This is a genomic window from Streptomyces pimonensis, from assembly GCF_041380215.1.
Lineage (GTDB): Bacteria > Actinomycetota > Actinomycetes > Streptomycetales > Streptomycetaceae > Streptomyces > Streptomyces pimonensis.
Genome location: NZ_JAHWZY010000122.1, coordinates 1 through 1,316, shown reverse-complemented (window position 1 = coordinate 1,316; position 1,316 = coordinate 1). Strand labels below are relative to the sequence as shown.

1 protein-coding gene is annotated in these 1,316 nt (G+C 74.8%); it reads left to right on the top strand.

From position 1 onward, the window contains the following. Positions 1–8: 8 nt before the first annotated feature. The coding region (locus tag KYY02_RS33620; protein WP_371244868.1) for an amino acid adenylation domain-containing protein at positions 9–1,316 on the top strand (1,308 nt) is incomplete at its 3' end.

Below are 1,316 nucleotides of genomic sequence, written 5' to 3'. Positions count from 1 at the left end.
CCCCCGACCTGCCTCCGGCCAGGCTGGACACGATGCTGCGGCAGACCGGTGCGTCGGTCGTCGTCACGGACGGCTCCCACCGCGACACGGCGCCCGTCCTGCTGCCCCGTGCCGGCCACTTCGTCACGGTGACCGACGAGGACCCGCTGCCGGTCGGGGGCGCCGTACGCCCCGGCGCGCGTCCCCACCCGGACAGCGCCGCCTACGTGATGTTCACCTCCGGCTCCACCGGCGAGCCGAAGGGCGTGACGGCCACCCACCGCGGGGTGGTGAGCCTGGCCGCGGACCGCCACTGGAGGACCGCGTTCGCCCCCGACCGCCCGATCCGCACGCTGCTGCACTCGCCGTACGGCTTCGACCCCTCCACCTGCGAACTGTGGACCCCGTTGCTGAACGGCGGGGAGGTCGTGGTGGCCCCGCCCGGCGACCTGGACGTGGCGGCCGTCGCGCGGGCGGTCCGCGAGCACGGCGTGACCCTGCTCCTGCTCACGGCCGGACTCTTCCGCGTCGTGGCCGAGGAGGACCCGGGCTGCCTCGCCGACGTCCGCGAGGTGATGGTCGGCGGCGACGTCGTCACGGCCGCCACCGTGCGCCGGGTGCTGGAACACTGCCCCGGCACCGTCGTCACCGACGCGTACGGCCCGACCGAGATCACCGTGTACGCCACCGCCCACACCATGGAGGACCGGAGCGCGGTCCCGTCGACCGTGCCGATCGGCCGTGCCCGTGACGGCATGCGCGCCTACGTGCTCGACGGCCGGCTGCGACCGGTGCCGCCCGGCGCGGTGGGCGAGCTGTACATCGCCGGTGACGCGCTGGCACGCGGCTACCTGAACTGGCTCGCACAGACCGCGGAGCGGTTCGTCGCCGATCCGTTCGGTCCGGCCGGCACCCGCATGTACCGTACGGGCGACCTGGTGCGCTGGGCCCCGGACGGGGTGCTGGAGTTCCTCGGGCGGGCCGACCACCAGGTCAAGATCCGCGGCTTCCGCGTCGAACTCGGCGAGACCGAGGCGGTCCTCGGCGAGCAGGACGGAGTGGCGGACGTCGTCGTCCTGGTGCACCGGACGCCCACCGGGGCCAAGCACCTCACCGGCTACGTCGTGCCCGAACCGGGCCGCGTCCTCGACACCGGACGTCTGAGGGCCCTGGCCGCCGAACGGCTCCCGGAGTACGCGCTCCCGGGCACCCTGCTCGTCCTGGACGAACTCCCCCTGACCCGGCACGGAAAGCTGGACCGTGCCGCCCTCCCGGTGCCGAACCCGGAGGAGGCGGGCAGGGGCAGGGAGCCCCGCACGGAGCGGGAGACGCTGCTC